This window comes from Pseudomonas duriflava (genome assembly GCF_007830155.1).
Taxonomy (GTDB): domain Bacteria; phylum Pseudomonadota; class Gammaproteobacteria; order Pseudomonadales; family Pseudomonadaceae; genus Chryseomonas; species Chryseomonas duriflava.
This window is the reverse complement of the sequence record NZ_VLKY01000001.1, coordinates 422,882-446,545: the sequence shown is the minus strand read 5'-3', so window position 1 is coordinate 446,545 and position 23,664 is coordinate 422,882. Positions and strand designations below refer to the sequence as shown.

Sequence of the window (23,664 nt, the reverse complement as noted above, 5' to 3'; positions counted from 1 at the left end):
TCCATGCGTAAACGCCTGCTTGCCACGCTCGCCCTCAGCCTCACCGCCTTTGCCAGCCTTCCTTCCCTGGCAGCACCCCGCGATGACTTCAAGGTCTGCTGGACTATTTACGCTGGCTGGATGCCATGGGGTGAAGCCAAAGCCCAAGGGATCATCGACAAGTGGGCCAAGAAATACGACGTTACTATCGATGTGGTACAGCTCAACGACTATGTCGAATCCATTAATCAGTATACGGCAGGCCAGTTCGACGGTTGCGCCATGACCAACATGGACGCCCTGACTATTCCGGCGGCTGGCGGTGTGGATACGACGGCACTGATTGTTAGTGACTTTTCCAACGGCAACGATGGCATTGTCATGAAAGGCAAAGGTAAGACCGTTGCGGACCTCAAAGGTAAGACCGTCAACCTCGTTCAGTTTTCCGTCTCCCATTATCTGCTCGCACGGGCGCTGGAAACAGCTGGCCTAAGCGAGAGAGATCTGTCGACCGTAAACACCTCAGACGCGGACATGGTCGCGGCTTTTAATACTCAGGACGTGCAGAACGTGGCGACCTGGAACCCGCTGCTTGCCGAAGTCAAATCCATGCCGGACACCACTGAGGTTTTCAACTCCAGCAAGATTCCGGGCGAGATCATGGACATGATGGTAGTGAATACCGAGACGCTGAAGGAAAACCCTAATCTGGGCAAAGCACTGACTGGCGCCTGGTACGAAATGACCGCCCTGATGATCTCCGAAACGCCTGAAGGCCAGGCAGCGCTGGTTGCCATGGCGAAAGCCTCAGGCACAGATCTTGAGGGTTTCAAGGCGCAACTGGCTAACACCAAGCTGTTTTACACGCCGAAAGAGTCGCTGGACTTCGTACTGAGTCCTGATCTGCCTAAAACGATGGAAAAGATTGCCCAATTTTCGTTCGACCATGGCTTGCTGGGTGAAGGTGCACCGGATGCCAATGCGATCGGTATGGCGTTTGCCAAAGACGTTACTGTGGGCGATACCAACAATATCAAGTTGCGCTTTGATCCTACCTACGCGCAGATGGCTGCCGACGGCACGCTTTGATAGGGATGCGGGCCAATGCTCATGCAACAGCCCGCTCACTTCTCCCGCAATTGCAATACAGGTATTCCACCATGCGTCTAATCAATCGCCAGCCTGACCGCGGAGGCCGCCTGCTTCTCGTCCTGCTGCCTTTCGCTCTGCTGCTGCTTGCCTACTTCAGCGGTTCGGCTACCCGCCTGGCGGAAAATCCTAACGACAAGCTTTTGCCCAGCGCTTCCCAAATGACGGCAGCCGTGAATCGCCTGGCCTTTACCGAAGACAAACGCACCGGCGAATATGTCTTCTGGCAGGATACGAAATCGAGTATTACTCGATTGATGACCGGGCTTGCCATCAGCGCCGCGATTGCCGTGGTGATCGGTATTGCTTCAGGCGCGATTCCGCTCCTCAGCGCGCCACTGTCCCCCTTGATGACAGTACTTTCCATGGTACCTCCCCTGGCCATTCTGCCGGTCTTGTTTATCGTGTTCGGGCTGGGTGAGCTATCAAAAGTCATGCTCATAGTCATTGGCATTACCCCTGTTCTGACGCGTGACCTTGAGCAGCGCGTTCGAGAAATTCCTCAAGAAATCCTGATTAAGGCGCAAACCCTAGGCGCAAATAGCTGGACGCTAATTCTGCGTGTTGTGCTGCCACAAGTTTTGCCGCGTCTTCTGATTGCGCTACGTCTAGCGCTCGGCTCGGCCTGGCTGTTCCTCATTGCCGCCGAGGCCATTGCTAGTACCGATGGACTTGGCTACCGCATCTTTCTGGTTCGCCGCTACATGGCAATGGACGTCATTGTGCCCTATGTTGTCTGGATCACGCTGCTGGCCTGGCTGATGGATTGTGGGCTACACCGTCTAACGACGTGGGCATTCCCCTGGTATGACAAAGGGGTTCGCTCATGATCCAGGTTAAAAATGTCTGGAAGCAGTACGGCGAACAGATCGTATTGGAGCGATTGAACCTGGAGATCCAGGAAGGCGAATTCTGTGCACTGGTAGGGGCCTCCGGCTGCGGGAAATCTACTTTCCTGCGGATGCTGCTCGGCCAGGAGAGCCCTAGCCGGGGCCAAATCCTGCTGGACGGTCAGCCGCTCCGCGCCGAGCCCGATCCAAGCCGTGGCGTGGTCTTTCAGCGCTACTCCGTCTTCCCGCACCTGTCTGTACTGGAAAATGTTGTGATTGGTATGGAGTTACCGCACTCACGCTTTCTGGGCCGCCTCATTGGCGCAGACAAGCAGCGCCTGCGTGAAACCGCTGCTGCCCTGTTAACGCGGGTCGGCTTGGGTCATGCTCTCGACAAATATCCCAGCCAGCTTTCCGGGGGCATGCAACAGCGCCTGGCTATTGCCCAGGCGTTAATTGTAAAGCCACGCATCCTGCTCCTAGATGAACCCTTTGGTGCCCTTGATCCAGGCACTCGCAAAGACATGCATGTACTGCTGAATGAGCTTTGGCAGGAACATAAGCTAACTATCTTCATGGTTACCCATGACCTTTCAGAAGGCTTCACGCTCGCCAGTCGCGTATTGGTGTTCGACAAGATGCGTGTCGACCCGCATGCGCCCAACGCTTATGGCGCTCACATTACCTACAACATTCCAGTGAACCGCAGGAAAACCTCAGGCGCCTTGGCGTCAGTAGCGTCCCTGCCGGGCCAGCCAGCCATCCATTGAGGACCCTGCCATGACTCAAATACGCTCAGCCTTTCCCCTTCTCCTCGAGGAACATGTGCCCGGTGGTGGCCATACCTCACTTATCGTGAAGCGCGGCCAGGTGCTGCGAATCACCGATGAGTTAGGTGGCGCCAATGTCAGTCTGCTTATGTTCAACGCTCAGGAAAAAAGCGAGCGACTAAACCTGCCGGACACGCTCAAATGTCAGCACACGGCCAAGCTCACCAAGGGCCATTGCCTGTACTCAGACATGGGCCGCGTGCTGGCCGCCATTGTCGAGGACACCTGCGGGTGGCACGACAGCTTTGGTGGCGTAGCTAATGCAGAGGAGGTAGCCGAAAAGTACGGTTCCGGCCGCTACCAAGAACTGCGTAACAGCTTTCACCGCAACGGTACTGACAATTTGCTGGTAGAGATGGGCAAGTGGGGCCTGGGTCTGGAAGACCTACTCATGACGCTCAACCTATTCAGCCGAGTGGATGTAGATGCCGGCGGCGCGTTCCACTTTATCGAGGGTAACTCCAAGGCCGGCGATTACATCGAGCTGTATGCCCCGATGAATACCCTGGTTGTGCTCACGGCTCTGCAACATCCATTGGACCCAGTTCCAGACTACGCGCCAAAACCCGTCACGCTAACGCTGAAAAGTGCTGGCCCCGCCGTGGCTGAGTGCTGCCGCCTGTCCCGCGAGGAAAATATTCGCGGCTTTATCAATACCGAACGATTCTTTCTGTGAGGGCCACTGCCATGACACTGACTGCCAGTGAAAAACGTCCTGAAGACGCCATCTACCGTGAAGTCATTCCAGCGGGCGCACCTTACCTGAAGGAGATCAAGGCCGGGCAGACCATTCGCATTCATGACCTGGAAGGTAATCAGGCCGTAGATACCTTGTTCTACAGTGCAGCGAACCCACGTGAACGCTATGACGCCCAGCGCACCTTACGCCGCCAGGGCAAGATCTACCTCACCACCGGCACGGTGCTCTACTCCAACCTAGGCAATCCACTTCTGACTATTACTGCCGACACCTGTGGCCGCCACGATACGCTCGGCGGCGCCTGCGCTCAGGAGAGCAATACCGTGCGGTATGCACTGGAAAAACGCTACATGCATAGCTGCCGCGACAATTTTCTCTGCGCCTGCCACCACGACGGCCGCCTGGGCAAGCGCGATATCGCCGCCAACATCAATTTCTTCATGAATGTTCCAGTGACGCCTGAAGGCGGGCTGACCTTTGAGGATGGCATCTCCGGGGCGGGCAAATATGTAGAGCTGCGTGCCGAAACCGATGTGATTGTGATGATCTCCAATTGCCCGCAGCTGAATAACCCTTGCAACGGCTGGAATCCCACACCCGCAGAGGTGCTGGTATGGAACTGAAGTACCGCTTGCGTACCTGGCTGTTTGCCTGGTGCCAGAGCCGCTCAGGGCAGTGCCTGGAATCATCGGCCACCGGGTCGCTCAACCGGGAGCGTAACCGCCAGAATGATGAAAAACGCGGTTAGCAGACCAGTCTGGCAAGTCGATGGGGAGCGCTTCGGCCCATCCTCAAAAATGCATTACAACAACTTGGCTCCCGGGACGACCCTGGAGCGTGAAACCACGGCGGGACGGCCCGTCTCCCTTTCGAGGGCGCGACATGTTCACGAAACTCCTGATTGCCAACCGCGGCGCCATTGCCTGCCGTATTTTGCGCACCTTGCGTGACCTCCATGTGGAAGGTGTTGCTGTTTATAGCGAAGCTGATCGCGCCAGCTTGCACGTGAGCCAGGCCGATAAAGCCATCAGCCTGGGGGAAGGCGCAGCCGCGGCCACCTATCTTGATGTGCCCAAACTCCTGGATATTGCCAAATCAACCGGCACGCAGGCTATCCATCCCGGTTACGGGTTTCTTTCCGAAAATGCAGCGTTTGCCGAGGCCTGCGAAGCCGCCGGGATTGCCTTTGTTGGCCCAACGCCTGAGCAGCTGCGCGTCTTTGGTCTCAAGCATACCGCTCGTGCCTTGGCCAAAAAACACGGCGTGCCAATGCTCGAAGGTACAGAGCTCTTGGAAAATCTGGACGCTGCGCTCAAGGCGGGCGAGACCGTAGGGTATCCAGTCATGCTGAAAAGCACGGCGGGTGGCGGGGGGATTGGCATGCGGGTCTGTCGCTCCGAAAGTGAACTCACTGATGCCTTCGAGACCGTTAAACGCCTGGGGCAGAATAACTTTAGCGACGCGGGCGTATTCATTGAAAAATATATCCAGCGCGCCCGCCATCTGGAAGTACAGATGTTTGGCGACGGCCAGGGTGAAGTCATTGCCCTAGGCGTACGGGACTGCTCTGTCCAGCGTCGCAACCAGAAGGTCCTGGAAGAAACTCCCGCACCAAATCTTCCTGAAGGCATGGCGGAAGCCTTGTGCGCAGCGGCAATCACTCTGGGTAAGGCTGTTAATTACCGCAGCGCTGGCACTGTCGAATTCGTATATGACAGCGAAGCTCAGCAGTTCTACTTTCTGGAAGTAAACACGCGCCTGCAGGTTGAACATGGGGTTACTGAACAGGTCTGGGGTGTAGACCTGGTACGCTGGATGATCGAACTGGCCGCTGGCGACCTACCACCACTGGCCGAGCTTACAAAAGACTTGAAGCCTGAAGGCCATGCTATCCAGGCGCGGCTGTATGCCGAAGACCCAGGCCGCGACTTCCAGCCCAGCCCAGGCCTGCTAACTGCTGTCGAGTTTCCGCCTTTGAAAAGCCGCGCCCTGCGCATCGATACCTGGGTGGAAGCCGGATGCGAGATACCACCCTATTTCGACCCGATGATTGCCAAGGTCATTACCTGGGCCAGCTCACGAGACGCCGCGCGCAATGCGCTGGACCTCGCCCTGCAAAGCACTCGCCTTTATGGCGTGGAAAGCAATCGTGACTACTTGCGCCAGATCCTGGCGGATGCACCGTTTGCCTCGGGCAACCCTTGGACGCGCTGCCTGGAAGAACTGGCTTATCACGCTACAACCGTTGAAGTACTCAGTGCAGGTACCCAAACCACTGTGCAGGATTATCCAGGACGTCAGGGATACTGGGCCGTGGGTATCCCGCCGTCCGGGCCGATGGATGATCGTGCCTTGCGTCTGGGCAATCGCCTGCTGGGCAACCCCGAAGGCGCTGCCGGACTTGAAATCACTATGACCGGACCAACCCTGCGCTTCAACACGGACGCGGTAGTTGCCGTAACAGGTGCAGCGCTGCCCGTACTGCTCAATAGCGTGCCGCAACCGATGAACACTAACCTGTTCATTCCTGCCGGAGCTACCCTGGCCTTGGGCACCGTTAGCGGTGCCGGTGCGCGCAGTTATCTGTGCCTGAGAGGCGGGCTTGATCTACCGGATTACCTTGGCAGCAAGAGCACCTTTACCCTTGGCCAGTTTGGTGGCCACGGCGGGCGTGCCTTACGGGCAGGCGATGTGCTGCACCTGCATCCGTTGAACGATCACAGTGCCGGTGCCAGTCTTTCAGCGGAGCTATGCACAACACTGAGCGAAACCCGTACCTTACGGGTGATATACGGCCCGCATGGTGCGCCGGAATATTTCAGCGAGGCCTACATTCAGCGCTTTCTTGATACCGAATGGGAGGTGCATTTCAATTCAAGCCGCACCGGCGTACGCCTGCTCGGTCCAAAGCCGGAATGGACGCGGGAAGACGGCGGTGAGGCTGGCCTGCATCCGTCCAACATCCACGACAACCCCTATGCCATCGGTGCCATCGACTTCACGGGTGACATGCCTGTCATCCTGGGGCCAGACGGTCCCAGTCTGGGCGGTTTCGTCTGCCCGGTAACAATCATTGAGGCTGATTTATGGCAGATGGGGCAGTTGAAAGCCGGTAACAAGGTGCGTTTCGTACCGGTCAGTATCGAAACGGCTCGCCTGTTGGCTCAGGTTCGTAATGCCGAGACTAAAACACTGATTCCCAGTGCCGACTACACTGTACTGCCATTGGCCAGTGCCGAATCGGAGCTGATCAGCCCTATCGTTCTGGACATCGGCCACAACGATGAGCGCCTGGTAGCGCGGTTGTCGGGCGACACGCACCTGCTTCTGGAGATAGGCCCAGCCGAGTTGGACCTGGTCCTGCGCTTCCGGGGGCATGCATTGATGCAATCGCTCGAAGCACTCGCGCTGCCGGGCATTATTGATCTTACGCCCGGTATCCGTTCGCTACAGGTGCATTATCGTCCTGAGCAGTTATCCCTCAATGACCTGCTGATCCTGGTCGAACGTACCTGGCGCGAACTGCGTAACGCCAATGATCTACGAGTGCCCTCACGTATCGTGCACATTCCGCTGTCCTGGGATGATCCGGCGTGCAAACTGGCGATCGAGAAGTATGCAACCACGGTGCGCAAAGATGCTCCTTGGTGCCCAAGCAACCTCGAATTCATCCGCCGCATCAATGACCTCGACTCCATTGAAGCAGTGAAGCGAATCGTCTTTGACGCCAGCTACCTTGTGATGGGCCTGGGGGATGTCTACCTGGGCGCCCCGGTAGCCACACCGCTGGACCCACGCCATCGTCTGGTCACGACCAAATACAACCCGGCCCGTACCTGGACGGCTGAAAACTCGGTTGGCATCGGTGGCGCTTACCTCTGTGTGTACGGCATGGAAGGCCCTGGCGGTTATCAGTTCGTAGGCCGCACGCTGCAAATGTGGAATCGTTACAAGCAGGTCGATGCTTTCCATGGCCAGCCTTACCTGCTGCGCTTCTTCGATCAGATCCGCTTCTACGAGGTTTCGGCAGAAGAGTTGCTCAGGATACGCGCTGATTTCCCCCTTGGTCGTTATCCGCTTCAGATCGAAGAAACCGAATTATCCCTGGCGAATTACCAGGCGTTCCTTGCCAAGGAAGCTGATTCCATCCAGACCTTCCGCACTCACCAGCAAGCCGCCTTCAATGCCGAGCGCCAGCGCTGGATCGAATCAGGTCAGGCACATTTCGAAACCGAGGACGTCACGCCGGAACCCGGTGAGGATGCCCCCTTGGCTGCCGGGCAGACCGCTGTGGAAAGCCATATTGCCGGCAATCTCTGGCAGGTACAGGTGGAACCGGGCACAGCGGTTAAAACTGGTGATGTGCTGGTGATCCTGGAATCCATGAAGATGGAAATCCCGCTTATCGCACCCTGTGATGGCTTGGTGAAGGATGTTCGCGTGCAACCCGGCTCCCCCATACGTGCAGGGCAACGTGTAATGGTGATCGAAGAGGCCTAGGCCAACCGAATCCCAGACGGGGTAGAGCAACGCGCTACCCCGTCCAATAATGCTATCGCTGGGGTATTGCCATTGGTCTAACCCAGCCTACAAGGAGTTACTCATGACCGACCTGCGCCTCGACACGCTCCGTGCGGCCTACCGTGAAGGCCGTACCACGCCCCGTGCCCTGATTAGTGAGCTGCGTACCCGTGCCGAGCAGTTGAATCCTGACTTTAACCTGTTCATTCACCTGCTTACCTTGGCGGAGCTGGAGCCTTACCTAGCGGCATTAGAGGATAAATCCCCAGCGGACCTTCCGCTTTATGGCATTCCCTTCGCCATCAAGGACAACATCGATCTGGTCGGCATCCCGACTACGGCGGCCTGCCCAGCCTTCGCCTACACACCGGATCGCTCGGCAACTATTGTCGAGCAGCTGATTGCTCTAGGCGCCGTGCCTATGGGCAAGACCAACCTGGACCAGTTCGCCACAGGCCTTAATGGTACTCGCTCGCCTTATGGAGCCTGCCGCAATAGTGTTCACCCAGACTACCCCTCCGGTGGGTCCAGTGCAGGTTCCTCCCTGGCGATAGCATTGGGTGTGGCGAGCTTTGCCTTGGGCACGGATACGGCCGGCTCTGGCCGTGTGCCTGCTGCACTAAACAACCTCATCGGCCTCAAGGCCACCAAAGGGTTGATCTCGACGGCGGGTGTCGTTCCGGCATGCCGTACACTGGATTGCGTTACCTATTTCACCGCCACGGCCAAAGAAGCCAGCGAACTGCTCGCCCTGACCGCCGTATACGATCCGCGTGACGCGTATAGTCGCGCCAATCCGCTCTGGAACGATATTTCCGCTTTCGGTGCTCTACGTCCGTTCCGCTTCGGTGTACCCAAGCAGCTCGAGTTTCTTGGTTGCCCGGAGAGCCCCGTGCTGTTCGCGCAGACAGTAAAGCAACTGGAAGCGCTAGGTGGCGAGGCCGTTGAGTTAGACTTCGCCCCGTTCCTCGAAGCAGCCCATCTGCTGTACGAAGGCCCCTGGGTGGCCGAGCGCTACAGCGTGGCGGGCAGCTTGATTGAAAAACAGCCCGAGGCCGTGCTGCCTGTCATTCGGGCTGTGCTGGCCAAAGCGCCCGGCACAACGGCAGTGGATGCTTTTCTTGCCCAGTACCGCCTGCAAACACTCAAGGCTGTCTGTGACCAGGCACTGGCCACGCTGGATTGCGTGCTGACGCCCGCCTATCCCCGCCCCGTCACCCTTGACGAATTGCAGGCCGAACCTGTTGCCCGTAATTCTGATCTTGGTTACTACACCAACTTTATGAACATGCTGGATTACGCAGCGGTAGCGGTGCCCGCCGGCTTCATGCAGAACGGTCTGCCATGGGGAGTGACGCTGTTCGGACGAGCCTTTACTGATCAATACCTGCTAAGCCTCGCCAATGCCTTTCAGCATGCCCAGCCACTTCCCCTCGCAGGCGGTTCAGCATTGGAACCCCTTACGCTAACAACCTTAGCGCGCAATGATCGTGCCCGCGTGGTGGTATGCGGTGCCCATATGGAAGGACTACCGCTCAACTGGCAACTGGTAAAAAGGGGCGGCAAATTAGTCATGAGTACGCAAAGCGCCCCGGACTATAAACTTTACGCCCTGGCTGGTGGGCCACCGTTACGCCCCGGTATGGTCCGTGTAACCAAAGGTGGCCGGGCCATTGCCGTAGAAATCTGGGAACTGCCGAGCAGCGAATTGGGTTCCTTTCTGACCGGTATTCCCGCCCCCCTCGGGCTAGGCAAAGTACAGCTGGCCGACGGTAGCTGGGAAACGGGCTTTATCTGTGACTCTTATGGCCTGGAGGGTGCCGAAGAGATCACCCACTTCGGTAGCTGGCGTACCTATATGGCCAGCAGGCAGTAATGTAAAAAACGGCCCGTTGTTTTTGGTCTATGCACCCTATATGCCTGTCGACACCTAGGGTGCAGTACGCCTTTATAAATACCCATACTTATCGATCGTGCTGCCAGCGAGGGGAACCTTGCTGATAGTGATAACCGGGCGAGCGTGGTCGGCGGTAGTCGGGCCGGTGCTGACGATGAGGCCAAGACTCATAACGATGCCCTCTATCCTGTTTCCGTTCACGCTGATAACGCTGATAACGCGGCGGAGGTGGAGGCCCGTAATAGATGTTTGACCGCCAGCGGGGCGAGGAGCGATAAAGGATGACCGGAGGCGGACCGGAAGGCACTACATGAACACGGCGCTCGTAAGAGGAGCTGTAATAGGGACCTTGGTCGTACATGACACAACCGCCCAAGGGTAGAACACACGCTAACGCCAAAAAGAGACGCCGCAAGATTGAATCCTCCACACTCTGGAAAACAGTGCGTTCGATGATCCTATCAGCGAGCAGTCTTTTTGCCTGACCAATCAGCAAGGCATTCAGCTGGCGTTAAGTCGTCTTTTCAAGATGTTTCAGCAGGTTATCGGCACCGTTCAAGTAATCCCGCAAGCGCGCCTGCAAATACGGCACCGCATTGGAATGAGCTAGAAATTCGTTGATGGGCATCATCCGCCAGTACTGGCCTTCATTGCCAAAGCGTATAGACAGGATGTCCTCTGCTGTCAGCGTACCCACAAAAAAGTAGGCGTCGAGACAGCCTTGGGTAACGCTTGTATAGCGGCGACCCCAATGAATGCGCTCGGCCGGCAGTTGCAGAGAAAACTCCTCCTCTAATTCCCGTAAGGCGCAGGCAATAGGATGTTCGTCGCCCTCCCGACCACCGCCAGCAAAGTCCCAACAACCTGGAAACGGGATACTGGTCTTTTGGTCGCGCTTGTAGGTCAACAGCATACTGCCAGCTATCAGAGCCAATTTGGCACCAGTGAAAGGAGCAATAAGCATGACGTGCCTGTTGGTTGCTACGTAAAATTAGTCAGACGCAATGCTCTTTTGTTATTGCGCCTGACTGCCTGTGTCCTGAGCGCTCAATAGCCGTGGCGTTTCAGGATTGTATCGATCGTATCGGAAGAAGGCCGGTCATAGAACTTGAGCAGCTCCGCCGGACGGTTGGTAAAGAATCCATCTACCCCCTGGGCGCTGATTTTCTGAAAGTCGACCGCCTCGTCCACCGTATAGGGGTGAACGATCAAGCCTTTCTCATGGGCCATCTGGTTCATCCAAGGTTGCACCAGGTCAGCGTAACTCTGATCGCCCCCATGGGTCAGTGCAGAAGACGGGCCGATGCCGAGGGCCCCATGTTGCTTCGCCCAATCCAGCCAACTTGCATATTCCTCTTTCGACTTGACTTCCAACTTGGCGTAATACGCCGCCTTGTCTTTCTCGCCCGAGTCGGCGAATGACGGCATAGGTCTCGGCTCGATGCTGCCAGACTCCAGCCATAGCAAAAGCACCTTAGGCACGTTTGGCATCTCTTGCTGGAGCAGCTCCATGCTACTTTTTTCGAACGTTTGCAACACGACGCGGCCCGGCATGGAGGCGACCTGCACTGTCTTTCCACCCGTTACTACTTGCGCGGGTGCAGACGTATCTACCCAGCCACGTGCAGCAAGTTTTTCTTTTAAATCCTTTTCGATGCCAGGAAACAATTTAGGCTGTTTGGTCTCGATGTACAGGCCGGGCTTGTTTGTACCGCCTTCGGCAATGTCGATTACCTCATCCAGCGTCAGGATCTTCTGGTCTGCATAGGTAGGTCGCGCCCGATCCGGATGAGCTACGTTGAACCAAGTGCCTGCATCAAGGCTTTTCAGCTCTGCCAGGGTAAAGGAGCTGACAGGCTGATCGGCCCGCTCGGGGAAACGCTGCGTAACATTGGTGGTGCGCCTGAGGTTGTCGTCGTGCAAGGCAATCAACACGCCATCACGAGTACGTTGCAGGTCCAATTCCAGGTAATCGGCACCCAGATCACGAGCTAGCAGATAGGCCGGCGCCGTGGACTCGGGTGCATCATAAGAGGCACCTCGGTGCGCAATAACTGCCGGGTATGGGATACCAGCCTTTTCACTTAAAGCTTTGCCCATTTCATCGGCTCCTGCCGACACGGCCACGCAGCTTAATACCGCTGCCAGCACGGCGCCTGTCACTCTGCTTCTGTACACGGATACCTCCATCGTTGCTCTCCTCGCTGGTTATGACCATGGCCTGAGTTCTTCAGAATGCTCTTTGAACACGACGCAAGCATGACACTGGGTAGGCGCTGAACGTCTAAAGCCTGCTGATCAACCATAGAGTCATAGCGGCGTACCCGTAGGCGCGCTACGATTACACTTTTGAACCAGATCACTTTTCATGACGCTTGTGACGTACTTTCGCTCTCAGTCCTATGTCTTGCTGATTCTGATAGCGTTGCTCGGGACGGGCTTCATGATGAACTCATGGATCAGCTATCAGACTTCAGTTAGTTCGATCCGTCATCACATCAGTGATACTGAGCTGCCGCTCACGGCCGACAACGTCTACTCTGAAATCCAGAAAGACCTTATTCGCCCCATTTTGATTTCTTCGGTCATGTCACGTGACACCTTTCTGCGCGATTGGGTCATGCATGGCGAACAGGATGTAGAGCAAATTCAGCGCTACCTTCATGAAATCATCACCCAATATGGTACCGAGACAGCGTTCTTTGTTTCTGACAAGACGCAGACTTACTATCAGGCACAGGGCGTGATCAAGAAAGTTAGCCCAATGGAGCCCCGGGATGCCTGGTTTTACCGGGTGCGCGGTATGGGCGCACCGTATGAGATCAATGTTGACCTGGACATGGCTAACCAGGATCAGCTCACCATTTTCATCAATTATAAAGTTTTTGATTACAACAACCGCCTCATTGGGGTTACCGGCGTAGGACTGACCAAAGACGCGGTGGTCAAGCTGATCAACGACTATCAACAGCGCTATGGGCGGCGCGTATTCTTCGTTGACCACCAAGGAAAAATTGCCCTGATGGGAGATCACTTCCCTGACGATGCCAAGCGCGGAACTCCGCTTACAGAAATTCCTAGCCTGGAGGGGTTAAGCAAGCAACTGCCCCAACCTAAGGCGGGCAGTTACACCTACACCCAAGGCAAGACTCAACACTTCCTGACCGTACGCTATATTCCTGAGCTGGAGTGGTTCCTGTTCGTTGACAAGGCAGAAGGTCAGGCCCTGAACGCGACGCGCCATATCCTTTATTGGCATCTTTTCGTAGCCCTGATGGTGACGACTGCCGTTCTGATCTTGGTAAGCCTGGTACTGCGCCGTTTCCAGCGGCGTATCGAGGCGTTGGCCATGCAGGATACGTTGACCGAACTACCCAATCGCCGAGGTTTCGGTCTACTGGCTGAACAGGCCTTGCACGAATCACGTCGCCAACAAAGTCCCTTGAGCGTGGCCGTGCTCGACATCGATCACTTCAAGTTGCTAAACGATACCTTCGGCCACCAAACCGGTGACACGGTATTACGCGGCTTTGCCAGAATGCTGCGTGAAAACCTTCGCCAGTCAGATCTCCTTTGTCGCTGGGGAGGTGAGGAATTCTTGATCCTGCTTAAGGACACGCCTGCTGACAAGGCACTCATTCTGGCCGAAAAGCTTCGGGATAAAGCAGCTAAACTCCAATTCAGTCATGATGATGTCTCGATCCAGATTACGGTGAGCATAGGCGTCGCACAATTGCGGCCCAATGAAAACCTGGAACAACTCATCGGTCGTGGCGATCGGGCTCTGTATAGTGCCAAGCAACGAGGACGTAACCGTATCGTCCTGGCGGACCGCTCCGAGTAAGGCAATTGAACATGAATACACTCTACCCGCCTCATCTCTGCCCGCGCTGCGGCCAACCTAACGGGTGTGCACAGGCGGGCTGTGCGGAGCCAGCTTCAGACTGCTGGTGCTTTCAGGTGCGGATCGATCCTGTTGCCATAGCTGAACTGCCTGCTGAAACGCGCGAGCAGGCCTGCCTTTGTGTGCAGTGTGCACAAGTACATACAGATTCAGCTGAAAACACCTGATGCGCCTAGATCGATTCCTAAGCAACCGTCCCGACCTGAATCGGCAGGATGCCCGCTTGCATCTAGCGCATGGGCACGTACGCGTCAATGGCGTGCCGACCATGGACGGCCGTTATGAAATTCGTGAATTTGACCGTGTAGAGCTGCACGAAACGCTGCTTCAGGCCGGGAAACCCGCCCGCTATTTCATGCTGCATAAACCGCCGGGCTATGTGAGCGCGACCCAGCATCCGGAGCATCCTACCGTGCTTGATCTGCTCAATGAGCCAGACAAGGGCGATTTACATCTGAGCGGCCGGCTGGACCTTACAACCTCGGGGCTCATGCTGATCACCAATGATGGCCACTGGTCTCGCCGCCTTACCTTGCCTAAAACCAAGTTACCCAAGGTGTACTACGTAGAGACGGCGGACCCGATCCAACCTGAATATGTTCAGGCATTTGCCGATGGGCTCTATTTCAAATTCGAAAACCTGACCACCCTACCTGCCCGGCTGGACATCCTGGACGAGCGTTGCGCCCGGCTGACACTTATCGAAGGCCGCTACCATCAGGTCAAACGCATGTTCGGGCACTTTCGCAATCAGGTCATGCGGCTGCATCGTGAAAGTATCGGTCCGATCCGACTCGATTCAGCTCTGACTCCTGGAGATTACCGCCAGTTGACAGCGGATGAAATTGCCTGTGGGTTATCTACCCAGACAATAAACGCTGTACCGTAAGCTATAAAGCGAAGTCTGCTCTTGCCATTTTATGTCTTCGCAACGCTCTACGGATCACTTGTGTTCGTAGAGCGTACTAAACCTCACGCGCCCTGTAGTCCCATGAGTGCGTAATGGCATGCTTTCCTGCAAGACTAAGGATCAAGGTACTTTTGCGTCACCTTTGTCCCACAACCGGACCAGTTCACTGGGCGCACGATCCTCTGGAATAGTAATCGTGAGTTCATCAGGCTTGTCCTTGAAGCGCAGCTCTACCTGATAGAAGCGTTGATCGCCCCGGCCGACGCTTTCTGTCGACTCGGGTAAACACCGCTCAAGTACCGAACAGATACGGCCACGTTCGTCTTCGTTGCAGTTGGAAAAGTCAATTTCCCGTGGGCGTGCCAGTGCGCTGATCGCTGCAAAGCCACCCTGCCGGGAAACACGGACCAGTGCGTCCGGTCCCAGTTTAGGCAGTTCTTTCATACGAACCTCCTCAGGTCAGGTATACCCCAACACCGCCCCATGCATCACTAATGGCTTGGGTTTCACGCGCTTCGGCACCGAACCGGTGGCTGGCATTCAACACCGTTAGGCGAGCAAAGGCGGAAAAGTCCGCATCGTTGGTCAGACGGCTGTCGCACAACGTGTCATACCATACCCGGCCTACGCCTTCCCAGGCATATCCACCAATCGCCGTGGCCGCCAAGTAGAAAGCCCGGTTGGGAATACCTGAATTAAGATGCACACCGCCATTGTCCTCACGCGTCTCGATAAAGTCACGCATATGCCCTGGCTGCGGATCCTTGCCCAGTAGGGGATCATCGTAAGCCGTCCCCGGCTCGGCCATCGAGCGCAGTGCACGCCCGTTGATCTTGTCGGTCAACAACCCCTCGCCAATCAGCCAATCCGCCTGGTCGGCCGTCTGCTTCAAGCTGTATTGCTTGACCAGAACTCCAAATACGTCCGAGACGGACTCGTTAAGCGCACCGGACTGGTTTACATAGACCAGGCCTGCTTCACTTTCCGTTACGCCATGCACAAGCTCGTGGGCAATGACGTCCAGCGCAATGGTAAAACGGTTAAAGATTTCACCGTCACCATCACCAAAAACCATCTGTTCACCGTTCCAGAAGGCGTTCTGATACTGCTGCCCATAGTGCACTGTTCCTACTAGCGGGAGTCCACGGTTATCAATGGAGTTACGGCCCAAAACATGCCAGAAGAAATCAAAGGTTGCGCCGAGGTAATCGTATGCTTCGTCCACTGCGATATCACCGACGGCAGCCTGCCCCTCTTTACGAACCAGCGTACCCGGTAGATGCATGCCTTGTTTAGCATCATAGATACTGCGTTGAGCGCGCTCGTCATCTGTACGCTCTAGCTCCCCTAATGGGGCCTGACGCACACCGGGCGGCCCAGGATTGTGCAGAAGGCTACGCACGTGGCTCAGGGTACCCAGCGCATGGGAGCGCTGATGCTCACCGCCATGATCGATGATACGACTGAGAATGTAAGGCGGGATGAAACCGTTGAAAGAACCCAAGCGAGGCATGCAAACGCCCTCCCTAAGCAGCCAGCGTTGGGGCAGTTACAGACTGCCCCTCTTACACCGCACGAGGCGATACTTTCTTTGACCGCAAAACCCGGTCTAGACTCCCTTTGTATAAAAACCTTGCTTACAGGCTTCACCCCTGGCCCGAGTTCTGGTACAAAGGCGGTCCTTAAGCGGGCGTCGTATAATGGCATTACCTGAGCTTCCCAAGCTCATGACGAGGGTTCGATTCCCTTCGCCCGCTCCAGATATCTCTTTTCGGAAGCATACGGAAGCATCCCAAAAGACCTAAGATGTAGATAAACCGGCCCTTGTAGCCGGTTTTTTTGTGCCCGTATGATTCTATATGCTTACATATACCCTTGGTTTCGGTGTACACCAGCATGTACACTCACTTATATACCCAAACTAAGGTGTACAAGGAATGAAGCGCTCAGAGATCAAGAAACGCCCGCTAGCCGATACGGTACTAGCGAGTCTTGAGCCTGAAGATAAGGAATATCGAGAGCTGGATGGCAACGGCCTGTACTTTCGGGTGAAGCCTAACGGTCAAAAAGGTTGGCTACTGCGTCACAAAAAGCCTGATGGTAAGTGGTCATGGCATGGCTTAGGTGGATACCCAGAGATACCGGCCAAAATAGCCCGTAAGAAGGCGCTAGAGCTGCGTGACTTGGTAGCCGATGGGATAGATCCGGTACAGCATAAAGCCGCGCAGAGAGCCGCTAGAGAGGCTTCTGTACTCAACCCTTTCCATGAGTCAGTAGCCTACTGGTATCAGCGTAAGGTAGATGATGGTCTGGCCGAAAGTACGCTGCGCCTCATGCGTGGCTACCTGGATAACGATATCCTCCCGGCCTTAGGCAATAAGCCTATTACCGAGATCACCCCGAGAGATTGTGCCGAGCTACAAGCCAAGATTGAGGCCAGAGGCGCAACCAATACCCGCGACAAGATCCGCGTAGCCCTACGTCAGATTTTCAGCCAGGCCATTGCCCGAGGCTTGTGTGAGGTAAACCCAGCTTCCGAACTGGTGACGATCGCGACCAAGACCCCTAAGGCCAAGCCCTACCCTCACCTATTAGAACCCGAGCTACCTGCTTTCCTGCAGGCCATGCGCCAAAGCACCAGCCGTACGCCAGCAAGAACGGCAACCTGGCTATGTATATGGACTGCCTCCCGGCCTGGCATGGTGCGCTGGGCTAAGTGGTCAGAGTTCAACCTTGATGCAGCCCTGTGGACGATTCCAGCCGCCAAGATGAAGACCCGGCGCGACCATGTAGTGCCCTTGAGTCGGCAAGCCATAGAAGCCCTGAGAGAGCTACACCGACTGACCGGACGAGGCCGCTACCTTTTCCCTGGAATCGGTGCACAGCAGCCTGTTATCAGCGAGAACACCATAAACCTGACCCTACGCAAGATTGGCTATCGAGGCCGCTTGGTAGGTCACGGCACACGACACACCGCCTCAACCCTGCTGCGTGAGCATGGATGGCACAAGGACCACGTAGAGGTGCAACTGGCACACAAGGAGGAAGGTGTAGCCGGTATCTACAACCAGGCCCACTACCTGCCCCAGCGCCGCGCCATGATGCAGTGGTACGCCGACTACCTCGACTGCCTAGCTGAAGGCATGACACCTGCCCAAAGGGCCGAATTCGATAAAAAGGTCAACGTGATTGACTCAAATATAATTGATCTGGGTCGGGTTCGGGCATGAAAAAACGGCCGGTCTTATCAATGGAAATGGTTAGGCGGACGGGATCGCTCGTCAATATGACTCCTGGTCATGCGCTTGTGTATCGCTTCTGCACCGATGTTGAAAATGGTGTGCAGCCAAGTGATGAAGACATGAAGGCTATTGCCTTTGCTCTAAGAGGCGCTATGACTGGTGCCAACATGAGCGAATCAATGGATGAAGTAGGCCGCCGATTGGGACTTGCGAAAAAGCAGGGAAAGCAATTATCAGAACAAAGCCAATGGTTCGAAAAATCCTCACGCGTCGCGCAATACATGCTTGAGACAATCGTTGCGATAGAGGCAGGTGCGAACCCAAAGCTGGCTGAGTCTGAGGTAAAGCGCCGCCATGCCGCTGCTCTAAATATTGGCGATAGGGCAATGAGGAATCTAATTAACAAGCATAAAGACACGGCGAAGTTGATGTTGAGAGCAACATATGGAATTGAACCTCCGGCTGGTCTTTGGAAGTGAAAAAAGGACTTAATGATTCCAAGGTGTCGATATGAATAATGGGGAGCGTCAGCCATAAGGAGACGCTCAAATGCTTCCAAATAATGCCACCGTAGACCAAGCTCTAATTCCCCAGCCAGACCTGTGCAAGTGGATCGGTCAAACCCGTTCCGGCCTGGATAAGCTTAAAAAGAAAGACCCTACCTTTCCCAAGCCCATAAAGTTCAGCGAAAGCCGGCAGGCTGCTGCTTATTACGTAGTGGCTGAAATTGAGGCGTGGCTGCAATCGAAAATTGCCGCGAGGGATGCCGCATGAAAAAGCCGCTCGCCCCCGGAGAGAAGCAAAGCGGCTTCGAAAACATGCAGGACGATTATAGCCTCTGCAGTATCGAAACTCACGAGCCGTTCATTCTTAACACTCTGCTGCCGCTAATCACAGCCCAAGCGCAAAAGACAGATAACCCAGCTTCGGTGGTAGTACTTGCCTGCTTTATGAGTCTGGCAACGATCCTACAGGCCAAAGGCTTGAGCCGTAATACGCTTATGGCCTTGATTGATGGCTCTCGTCTGGAAATGCACGACGCGCCGGAGGGTTTGCAATGATGCCTATTGCATCCGTACGTTCCCAGATGTATTGTCGGCCTGTCGCTGCAAATTCAGCGGCCGACCTTGGCCGGTCGAATATCTCTAGGCGCATAAGCGCCCCCATTTCTGCTGCAGGCGCTTTTTTTGTGCCTGTCGTGTCGTGTTATGGCGGCTGTGCGTGGGACACCTTCGGGTGTGCCGGGTGCCTAGAGTCCCGGTCGGCCAACCCGCGTACAGCTGTCACCATTCCTTGCTTGGCCGCAAGCGGTGGCAGCTCCTCAACTCTAGGAGCTCTACTCATGAAACATGCCCGCAATCCGTCCTCTGATCGTGCTGCCGCTCATCGAGCAATGGCCCTCTCCGCTTTGCATTCCAACTCTAGCTTATCTGTACGCCTGAAACGTTATAACACTCACATGGCTAAGGCCCGCAGCTTGGAAGTGGGAGGTGCCAAATGAACGGTGCTGAACTCCCAAAATGGAATGACCTGCTCCCTAATTACGAGCAGATCCAAACCATGCAGCCTGAAAAGCTGGACAAAGCAGAAAAGATCGCCGCCAACCAGGTCGCCACTCTGGCCCTAGGTATTTCAGGTATTGGAAACCTCCTCGCCTGTACGGCAAGCAACGGTGAAACTGGCCTATCGGACAGTGCAGTAACAGACGTTGGCTGGATGCTTGAAAGTCTAGGAAAGCTTATGTGCAGCCTTAGCGATACTCAGATGTGCATCCAGGATCGGATGAATCAACTGGCTAAACAGCCGGCAAATACCTCGAAACCGAGGGCTTAACCATGACGAATTTTCAACAGTGCCGAGAGGTGCTGAGGGGATCGGCTTGCTTGCCGATAGACAAAATCCTCTCTCGTCTGGACAAGGTTAAGGCCAAAGGCGCCGGCAAGTGGGAAGCCTGTTGCCCTGCGCACCAGGACAAGAACCCAAGCCTGGGTATTAAGGAATGTGATGACGGAACAGTCCTGCTCAAGTGCTGGGCAGGCTGTACGGCCACTGACATTACCGCCGCTATTGGACTGGATTTGCGCGACCTCTTCCCGGGTGAAAAGACCCAGCGACGCGGCCCTAGCAAAACAGCTATCCGGCACGAGCAGGCTGTCTACCAGATCGGCCTGTCCATGCAGGCCCAAGGCCTTCAGCTAAGTGAAAAGGATCAGGCTCGCTTCGACCTTGCCAAGCAGCGCTTGGGGGTGACGAAATGAAAGTCATCGAGGATCGTTTTAGCAAGGAATGGGCAGAGGCTGCCAAGAATGACTGGCGCGCTGATTCTATACAGGCATCATCAATCAAACCTTTAGCTATCCGCTGGCTTTGGCAGCACTGGATCGCACTCGGAAAGCTCACTCTACTAGCTGGAGCTGGTGGTGCCGGTAAAACCACAGCAACTATCAGCTTTGCCGCCACGATAACTTGCGGTGGTCGCTGGCCTGATGGCGAGATATTCAACGAGCGCCGTAGCGTCATTATCTTGTCGAGTGAGGATGACCCTTCAGACACGATCGTACCGCGTCTCATGGCGGCCGGTGCGGATCTCAATAAGGTTTATATCCTGCAAGGACGGATCAATGGCTTGGGTGAAAGCACGCCGTTCGATCCGGCCAAGGACATTGACCTATTGGCGGCTGAGCTTGAGCGTATTGGCGACGTAGGAATGATCATGATTGATCCTATTGTCTCCGCTGTGGCCGGCGATATGCACCGCGCTAATGATGTGCGCCGAGCCTTACAGCCAGTGGTGGACATGGCAGAGCACTATGGCTGTGCAGTTCTGGGTATCACTCACTTCTCAAAGGGATCGGCAGGCAATAACCCGGCTGAGCGTGTGCTGGGTTCTCAAGCCTTTGGCGCCCTGGCCCGTACCGTACTGGTAGCAGCAAAGGAAGAGGATTCAGACCTTCGCGTCCTGGCCCGAGCCAAGTCGAACATAGCAACCGACTCTGGCGGCTGCTCCTATGTGATTGAGGAGTGCACCGTAGGCGATGGCATTTCTACTACCAGGGTCATATGGGGCGACAAGATCGAAGGCAGCGCCCGAGACATCCTTGCCAATGTCGAAACCAACGGCTCCGAAGACCATAGAACAGAACTGGATGACGCTTGCGATTTTCTGCGTGAAGCACTTGCTAATGGCCCAGTCCCAACAAAGCAGCTAAAGGCTGACGCTGATGGTAGCGGCCTCTCCTGGGCAACGGTGCGACGTGCTCAAAAGGTCATCGGGGCAAAGGCTAAGAAGTCTGGTATGGAAGCGGGCTGGATGTGGGTTTTGTCCGAAGGTGCTCAAACTTCTTCGAAGATGCTCAGAGAAAATCGTGAGCACCTTCAGGAAAACTTGAGCACCTTCGGAGCACTTTCCTTCAATGATGACGATGAGGAGGAAGTCTGATGGCTGCCCTCGACTACCTCACTCATCGTGGTTTTGCTGCTCGCCTACGGGGGAAAAGGATCGCCCTTTCCCCTGCCAGTCGCCTGACTGATGACGTCCGACGCTACGTTAAAAGTCATCGCCTGGAGATCCTGGCTGAGCTTGCCTCCAACGATGGGCAGGCTCGCAAGATGCACTGGCAGATCAGCGTAAAGGGAAAGCAGATCTGCACGATGATTGGTGAGCCTATGACCTACGGCGAAGCCCTGGAAGCTGCTCGTTTTCGCTGGCCAGAGGCTGAAATTGTATGACCACAACCACTAAAAAAACTGTATGCTTAACCAGTCGAGTGCGTGATGTACTCGACCCCCGTCAAGATGCGCGTGATGCGCTTCGAGCGGCAAATGAGCATTCCCATTTGCACCCTTGGAGACATCGCTAATGCGCCCATTCCAAACCGCACCACTACATTTAAAGTTCGCTGCCAGTGAAGACCTCGGCAGTTTTACCGGCTATGCCTCGACCTTTGGCGGAGAGCCCGACCATCATGGCGATCTAATCGCCCCCGGTGCCTTCACAAAGAGCTTGGCCAAGCATGCAGCGGCAGGCACTCGCCCCGCCCTGTTATGGCAGCACGACCAAACCAACCCCGTAGGCGTATGGACTTCCTTTGAACAGGACGCCCAAGGCTTATTGGCTAATGGTCGGCTGACTCTAGACGTGCCACAAGCCAAGGCAGCGCATGCCCTGGCAAAGGATGGAGCACTAGCCCTCAGCATTGGATACACGATTCCGCCCGGCGGTGCCGAGCTGGTAAACGGTGCCCGACTGCTGAAGGAAATTGATCTGGTGGAAGTGTCCCTGGTGGGCATTGCTGCTAACCCTTCGGCCCGGATCGTCAGCGTAAAAAGCGTATTCGATCCAGCCAACCCAAACCCAAGAGATTTTGAGCGTGCCGCGCGTGATGCGCTGGGGCTCTCTGCCCGTGAGGCCAAACGGCTGATGGCGGGCGGCTGGAACGGACTTGTTCGAGAGGAGCAAGCCGACGACAGCGCAGAACTGGCTCAGATCGCAGCCAAACTCCAACGCATCACACAGTCCCTGCAGGGACGTTGAGGTATCACTATGTCATTCGAAATCATCACTAAAGCCATTGAAGACCACGGCCAGGCTGTCCAGCAGATGAAAGCCGAGCTAAGCCAAGAGATTAAAAACGTAAGCACCCGTATGTTCGACCTGGAGCAGAAAGCCGCAAACGGCGCCGATCATATGGAAGTGAAAGGCTTTAACAACCAGGCCAACCCGATTGGCTCGTTCGTTAAATCTACTCAGCTTGAAAACATGCGTAACGGTGCTAACACAACCGGCCGTGTCGAGCTGAAAGGCGGCGACATCACTACGCTGCGCAAGGCCATGACCAGCGCCTCCTATGATGTACAGCCCCAGCGCTCTACAGGCCTGTATAACAACCCTCAGCCTCGCCTGACCATTCTTGACCTATTGCCGTCCCTACCGGTGAGCAATGGCAAGTTTGAGTTCATGCAGCTAACCGGCAAGGCCAACGGCGCAGCGGTACAGGTGGCAGAAGGTGACCTGAAAGCAGAGAGCACGCCTACCTTCGCAGTAAAGGAAGCCACGATCAGCACTATTGCTCACTGGACACGCGCTTCTATCCAGATCCTGGACGATGCTCCAGCGCTTGAGCAGCAACTTAGCAGCCTGATGACCTATGGCGTACAAGCCAAGCTGGAAGCTGAAGTATTAAATGGTGACGGGTCAACCGGTCGTATGCTGGGTATCCTTCCCCAGGCTACGCCCTTCGTTGATAGTGCAGCCCCAGGCCTAACCCCGGCTGATCGTATCGGCCAGGCCATTACCGCTCTAGGTGCTGCAGGCTGGGTACCAGGCGCTATCGTTATGAACCACTCTGATTGGTTCTCCATTGCCAGCATGAAGGCTACTGACTCTAGCTACATTCTTGGCTCGCCTCGTGACCCAGGCCCAGCAAACCTATGGAGCGTACCTGTCGTGCTATCGGCTGGTATTCCGGTAGGTACTGCTCTGGTGCTTGATCCTGCTCAGCTGGCGGTACTGGATCGTCAATCGCCTACGGTCATGGCTTCTCGTGAAGACCGCGACAACTTCGTGACCAACCAAGTAACGCTACTGGCAGAACTGCGTGCAGGCCTGGCTGTGTTCGCTGCTGGTGCTGTGCTTAAGGTCACGCTGAACCCGGCCTAACTCCAGTCCACCTATGCAGTGTTAGTCGGCGAGTGGCTGCATA

The 23,664-nt window shown here is 55.6% G+C and carries 27 protein-coding genes and 1 tRNA gene; 23 read left to right on the top strand and 5 right to left on the bottom strand.

The features are described from left to right. Window positions 1–3 precede the first annotated feature (3 nt). From IQ22_RS02085 to atzF, 8 genes are all read left to right on the top strand, one after another. Window positions 4–1,068: a putative urea ABC transporter substrate-binding protein gene (locus tag IQ22_RS02085; RefSeq protein WP_145137303.1), complete on the top strand. Its 1,065-nt coding sequence runs from the start codon at window positions 4–6 to the stop codon at window positions 1,066–1,068. Between the two features lie 71 nt (window positions 1,069–1,139). After that, the gene (locus IQ22_RS02080; protein WP_145137300.1) at window positions 1,140–1,958 is read left to right on the top strand and encodes an ABC transporter permease; all 819 of its coding nucleotides are present in this window, start codon (window positions 1,140–1,142) and stop codon (window positions 1,956–1,958) included. Then, a complete protein-coding gene (locus IQ22_RS02075; protein ID WP_145137297.1) occupies window positions 1,955–2,728 on the top strand; it encodes an ABC transporter ATP-binding protein in 774 nt (257 codons plus the stop codon). The genes IQ22_RS02080 and IQ22_RS02075 overlap by 4 nt, the downstream gene beginning before the upstream one ends. 10 nt (window positions 2,729–2,738) lie before the next feature. After that, window positions 2,739–3,464: an urea amidolyase associated protein UAAP1 gene (locus IQ22_RS02070; RefSeq protein ID WP_145137294.1), complete on the top strand. Its 726-nt coding sequence runs from the start codon at window positions 2,739–2,741 to the stop codon at window positions 3,462–3,464. A gap of 11 nt (window positions 3,465–3,475) precedes the next feature. Further along, complete coding sequence (locus tag IQ22_RS02065; RefSeq protein WP_145137292.1) at window positions 3,476–4,111, top strand: urea amidolyase associated protein UAAP2; 636 nt, start codon at window positions 3,476–3,478, stop codon at window positions 4,109–4,111. Continuing rightward, window positions 4,102–4,236: a hypothetical protein gene (locus tag IQ22_RS23810; protein ID WP_280177073.1), complete on the top strand. Its 135-nt coding sequence runs from the start codon at window positions 4,102–4,104 to the stop codon at window positions 4,234–4,236. Before IQ22_RS02065 ends, IQ22_RS23810 begins: the two co-directional genes overlap by 10 nt. A gap of 134 nt (window positions 4,237–4,370) precedes the next feature. Further along, window positions 4,371–7,988 carry an urea carboxylase gene (gene uca / locus IQ22_RS02060; RefSeq protein ID WP_145137289.1) on the top strand — a complete coding sequence of 1,206 codons (3,618 nt, stop codon included), beginning with the start codon at window positions 4,371–4,373 and terminating at the stop codon, window positions 7,986–7,988. Window positions 7,989–8,091: 103 nt separating this feature from the next. Beyond that, window positions 8,092–9,885, top strand: coding sequence for an allophanate hydrolase (atzF, locus tag IQ22_RS02055; protein WP_145137286.1), 1,794 nt, complete (start codon window positions 8,092–8,094; stop codon window positions 9,883–9,885). A gap of 88 nt (window positions 9,886–9,973) precedes the next feature. Here atzF and IQ22_RS02050 read toward each other — a convergent pair whose 3' ends face one another. From IQ22_RS02050 to IQ22_RS02040, 3 genes are all read right to left on the bottom strand, one after another. After that, a complete protein-coding gene (locus IQ22_RS02050; protein WP_145137285.1) occupies window positions 9,974–10,321 on the bottom strand; it encodes a hypothetical protein in 348 nt (115 codons plus the stop codon). A 96-nt stretch (window positions 10,322–10,417) separates the two neighbouring features. Continuing rightward, a complete protein-coding gene (locus tag IQ22_RS02045; protein ID WP_145137282.1) occupies window positions 10,418–10,870 on the bottom strand; it encodes an NUDIX hydrolase in 453 nt (150 codons plus the stop codon). Between the two features lie 83 nt (window positions 10,871–10,953). Beyond that, complete coding sequence (locus IQ22_RS02040) at window positions 10,954–12,006, bottom strand: glycerophosphodiester phosphodiesterase (protein WP_425298833.1); 1,053 nt, start codon at window positions 12,004–12,006, stop codon at window positions 10,954–10,956. Between the two features lie 268 nt (window positions 12,007–12,274). Between IQ22_RS02040 and IQ22_RS02035 the strand changes: the two genes are divergently transcribed. From IQ22_RS02035 to IQ22_RS02025, 3 genes are read left to right on the top strand one after another with little or no spacing between them, the layout of a single operon-like run. After that, on the top strand, window positions 12,275–13,750 hold the full coding sequence (locus tag IQ22_RS02035; protein ID WP_145137277.1) for a sensor domain-containing diguanylate cyclase: 1,476 nt from the start codon (window positions 12,275–12,277) through the stop codon (window positions 13,748–13,750). Between the two features lie 11 nt (window positions 13,751–13,761). Then, window positions 13,762–13,977, top strand: a complete 216-nt coding sequence (locus IQ22_RS02030) for a cysteine-rich CWC family protein (protein WP_145137274.1) — start codon at window positions 13,762–13,764, stop codon at window positions 13,975–13,977. Further along, entirely contained in the window at window positions 13,977–14,699 is a 723-nt protein-coding gene (locus IQ22_RS02025) for a pseudouridine synthase (protein WP_145137270.1), read from the top strand. Before IQ22_RS02030 ends, IQ22_RS02025 begins: the two co-directional genes overlap by 1 nt. 141 nt (window positions 14,700–14,840) lie before the next feature. On the opposite strand, the gene IQ22_RS02020 is transcribed toward IQ22_RS02025, so the two are convergent. Both IQ22_RS02020 and IQ22_RS02015 read right to left on the bottom strand, forming a co-directional pair. Further along, complete coding sequence (locus tag IQ22_RS02020; RefSeq protein WP_145137267.1) at window positions 14,841–15,164, bottom strand: protealysin inhibitor emfourin; 324 nt, start codon at window positions 15,162–15,164, stop codon at window positions 14,841–14,843. A gap of 10 nt (window positions 15,165–15,174) precedes the next feature. Beyond that, window positions 15,175–16,233 (bottom strand): M4 family metallopeptidase, encoded by a 1,059-nt coding sequence (locus IQ22_RS02015; protein ID WP_145137264.1) that lies wholly within the window; start codon window positions 16,231–16,233, stop codon window positions 15,175–15,177. A gap of 173 nt (window positions 16,234–16,406) precedes the next feature. Here IQ22_RS02015 and IQ22_RS02010 point away from each other — a divergent pair. The 12 genes from IQ22_RS02010 to IQ22_RS01960 all read left to right on the top strand — a co-directional run bounded on the left by IQ22_RS02010 (window position 16,407) and on the right by IQ22_RS01960 (window position 23,621). Then, window positions 16,407–16,480, top strand: a tRNA-Gly gene (locus tag IQ22_RS02010). Window positions 16,481–16,657: 177 nt separating this feature from the next. Next, entirely contained in the window at window positions 16,658–17,950 is a 1,293-nt protein-coding gene (locus IQ22_RS02005) for a tyrosine-type recombinase/integrase (RefSeq protein WP_145137261.1), read from the top strand. Next, window positions 17,947–18,441 (top strand): hypothetical protein, encoded by a 495-nt coding sequence (locus tag IQ22_RS02000; RefSeq protein ID WP_145137258.1) that lies wholly within the window; start codon window positions 17,947–17,949, stop codon window positions 18,439–18,441. The genes IQ22_RS02005 and IQ22_RS02000 overlap by 4 nt, the downstream gene beginning before the upstream one ends. 70 nt (window positions 18,442–18,511) lie before the next feature. Further along, window positions 18,512–18,736, top strand: a complete 225-nt coding sequence (locus IQ22_RS01995; protein ID WP_145137255.1) for a helix-turn-helix transcriptional regulator — start codon at window positions 18,512–18,514, stop codon at window positions 18,734–18,736. Further along, window positions 18,733–19,023 carry a hypothetical protein gene (locus IQ22_RS01990; protein WP_208733588.1) on the top strand — a complete coding sequence of 97 codons (291 nt, stop codon included), beginning with the start codon at window positions 18,733–18,735 and terminating at the stop codon, window positions 19,021–19,023. Before IQ22_RS01995 ends, IQ22_RS01990 begins: the two co-directional genes overlap by 4 nt. Before the next feature lie 281 nt (window positions 19,024–19,304). Then, window positions 19,305–19,463 carry a hypothetical protein gene (locus IQ22_RS23300; RefSeq protein WP_167654143.1) on the top strand — a complete coding sequence of 53 codons (159 nt, stop codon included), beginning with the start codon at window positions 19,305–19,307 and terminating at the stop codon, window positions 19,461–19,463. Continuing rightward, window positions 19,460–19,795 (top strand): hypothetical protein, encoded by a 336-nt coding sequence (locus tag IQ22_RS01985; protein ID WP_145137251.1) that lies wholly within the window; start codon window positions 19,460–19,462, stop codon window positions 19,793–19,795. Before IQ22_RS23300 ends, IQ22_RS01985 begins: the two co-directional genes overlap by 4 nt. Before the next feature lie 2 nt (window positions 19,796–19,797). Continuing rightward, complete coding sequence (locus tag IQ22_RS01980; RefSeq protein WP_145137248.1) at window positions 19,798–20,220, top strand: virulence-associated protein E; 423 nt, start codon at window positions 19,798–19,800, stop codon at window positions 20,218–20,220. Continuing rightward, the gene (locus IQ22_RS01975; RefSeq protein ID WP_145137243.1) at window positions 20,217–21,401 is read left to right on the top strand and encodes an AAA family ATPase; all 1,185 of its coding nucleotides are present in this window, start codon (window positions 20,217–20,219) and stop codon (window positions 21,399–21,401) included. Before IQ22_RS01980 ends, IQ22_RS01975 begins: the two co-directional genes overlap by 4 nt. After that, the gene (locus IQ22_RS01970; protein ID WP_145137240.1) at window positions 21,401–21,691 is read left to right on the top strand and encodes a hypothetical protein; all 291 of its coding nucleotides are present in this window, start codon (window positions 21,401–21,403) and stop codon (window positions 21,689–21,691) included. Before IQ22_RS01975 ends, IQ22_RS01970 begins: the two co-directional genes overlap by 1 nt. Window positions 21,692–21,821: 130 nt before the next feature. Beyond that, on the top strand, window positions 21,822–22,496 hold the full coding sequence (locus IQ22_RS01965) for an HK97 family phage prohead protease (RefSeq protein ID WP_145137237.1): 675 nt from the start codon (window positions 21,822–21,824) through the stop codon (window positions 22,494–22,496). Window positions 22,497–22,505: 9 nt separating this feature from the next. Further along, the gene (locus IQ22_RS01960) at window positions 22,506–23,621 is read left to right on the top strand and encodes a phage major capsid protein (protein WP_145137234.1); all 1,116 of its coding nucleotides are present in this window, start codon (window positions 22,506–22,508) and stop codon (window positions 23,619–23,621) included. The last annotated feature ends 43 nt before the right edge of the window (window positions 23,622–23,664 follow it).

Bases quoted from the DNA above. Each gene is read 5' to 3' on its own strand.
- IQ22_RS02085 (WP_145137303.1), top strand. From the start codon at position 4: ATGCGTAAACGCCTGCTTGCCACGCTCGCCCTCAGCCTCACCGCCTTT.
- IQ22_RS02080 (WP_145137300.1), top strand. From the start codon at position 1,140: ATGCGTCTAATCAATCGCCAGCCTGACCGCGGAGGCCGCCTGCTTCTC.
- IQ22_RS02075 (WP_145137297.1), top strand. From the start codon at position 1,955: ATGATCCAGGTTAAAAATGTCTGGAAGCAGTACGGCGAACAGATCGTA.
- IQ22_RS02070 (WP_145137294.1), top strand. From the start codon at position 2,739: ATGACTCAAATACGCTCAGCCTTTCCCCTTCTCCTCGAGGAACATGTG.
- IQ22_RS02065 (WP_145137292.1), top strand. From the start codon at position 3,476: ATGACACTGACTGCCAGTGAAAAACGTCCTGAAGACGCCATCTACCGT.
- IQ22_RS23810 (WP_280177073.1), top strand. From the start codon at position 4,102: ATGGAACTGAAGTACCGCTTGCGTACCTGGCTGTTTGCCTGGTGCCAG.
- uca (WP_145137289.1), top strand. From the start codon at position 4,371: ATGTTCACGAAACTCCTGATTGCCAACCGCGGCGCCATTGCCTGCCGT.
- atzF (WP_145137286.1), top strand. From the start codon at position 8,092: ATGACCGACCTGCGCCTCGACACGCTCCGTGCGGCCTACCGTGAAGGC.
- IQ22_RS02045 (WP_145137282.1), bottom strand. From the start codon at position 10,870: ATGCTTATTGCTCCTTTCACTGGTGCCAAATTGGCTCTGATAGCTGGC.
- IQ22_RS02040 (WP_425298833.1), bottom strand. From the start codon at position 12,006: ATGGGCAAAGCTTTAAGTGAAAAGGCTGGTATCCCATACCCGGCAGTT.
- IQ22_RS02035 (WP_145137277.1), top strand. From the start codon at position 12,275: ATGACGCTTGTGACGTACTTTCGCTCTCAGTCCTATGTCTTGCTGATT.
- IQ22_RS02030 (WP_145137274.1), top strand. From the start codon at position 13,762: ATGAATACACTCTACCCGCCTCATCTCTGCCCGCGCTGCGGCCAACCT.
- IQ22_RS02025 (WP_145137270.1), top strand. From the start codon at position 13,977: ATGCGCCTAGATCGATTCCTAAGCAACCGTCCCGACCTGAATCGGCAG.
- IQ22_RS02020 (WP_145137267.1), bottom strand. From the start codon at position 15,164: ATGAAAGAACTGCCTAAACTGGGACCGGACGCACTGGTCCGTGTTTCC.
- IQ22_RS02015 (WP_145137264.1), bottom strand. From the start codon at position 16,233: ATGCCTCGCTTGGGTTCTTTCAACGGTTTCATCCCGCCTTACATTCTC.
- IQ22_RS02005 (WP_145137261.1), top strand. From the start codon at position 16,658: ATGAAGCGCTCAGAGATCAAGAAACGCCCGCTAGCCGATACGGTACTA.
- IQ22_RS02000 (WP_145137258.1), top strand. From the start codon at position 17,947: ATGAAAAAACGGCCGGTCTTATCAATGGAAATGGTTAGGCGGACGGGA.
- IQ22_RS01995 (WP_145137255.1), top strand. From the start codon at position 18,512: ATGCTTCCAAATAATGCCACCGTAGACCAAGCTCTAATTCCCCAGCCA.
- IQ22_RS01990 (WP_208733588.1), top strand. From the start codon at position 18,733: ATGAAAAAGCCGCTCGCCCCCGGAGAGAAGCAAAGCGGCTTCGAAAAC.
- IQ22_RS23300 (WP_167654143.1), top strand. From the start codon at position 19,305: ATGAAACATGCCCGCAATCCGTCCTCTGATCGTGCTGCCGCTCATCGA.
- IQ22_RS01985 (WP_145137251.1), top strand. From the start codon at position 19,460: ATGAACGGTGCTGAACTCCCAAAATGGAATGACCTGCTCCCTAATTAC.
- IQ22_RS01980 (WP_145137248.1), top strand. From the start codon at position 19,798: ATGACGAATTTTCAACAGTGCCGAGAGGTGCTGAGGGGATCGGCTTGC.
- IQ22_RS01975 (WP_145137243.1), top strand. From the start codon at position 20,217: ATGAAAGTCATCGAGGATCGTTTTAGCAAGGAATGGGCAGAGGCTGCC.
- IQ22_RS01970 (WP_145137240.1), top strand. From the start codon at position 21,401: ATGGCTGCCCTCGACTACCTCACTCATCGTGGTTTTGCTGCTCGCCTA.
- IQ22_RS01965 (WP_145137237.1), top strand. From the start codon at position 21,822: ATGCGCCCATTCCAAACCGCACCACTACATTTAAAGTTCGCTGCCAGT.
- IQ22_RS01960 (WP_145137234.1), top strand. From the start codon at position 22,506: ATGTCATTCGAAATCATCACTAAAGCCATTGAAGACCACGGCCAGGCT.